We start from the raw sequence: 228 nt of genomic DNA, 5'->3' as shown, positions 1-228 counted from the left end.
CTTGCGCCGCCAGCTGGCGGAAACAATCACTCAGACAAGCTCGACAGCGCAACGCTTGAGAAGGAGAAGGCTGATGCCGACGCCGCAAAAGCCAGTGGACGATCTTTTGCAAGCGCGCTGACGACGAACAGGCCATTGGGGGACGATAAAGCCCCTCTGCTGGGTCGGATGCCTGGCACTGGTTCTGCAACAACTGCCGGCGTAACGCCCCCCGGGACGCCTCGGCCA

General features: G+C 62.3%; 1 protein-coding gene. It reads left to right on the top strand.

Translation table 11 applies throughout. The features are described from left to right. The coding region (locus R5H23_RS17035) for a hypothetical protein (RefSeq protein ID WP_317216152.1) at nt 1-228 on the top strand (228 nt) is incomplete at both ends.

Source organism: Gluconobacter sp. GP1 (genome assembly GCF_032913585.1).
In the GTDB taxonomy this organism is placed as follows: Bacteria; Pseudomonadota; Alphaproteobacteria; order Acetobacterales; family Acetobacteraceae; genus Gluconobacter; species Gluconobacter cerinus.
The sequence above is the reverse complement of the archived record's forward strand: the minus strand, read 5'-3'. Positions and strand labels throughout refer to the sequence as shown.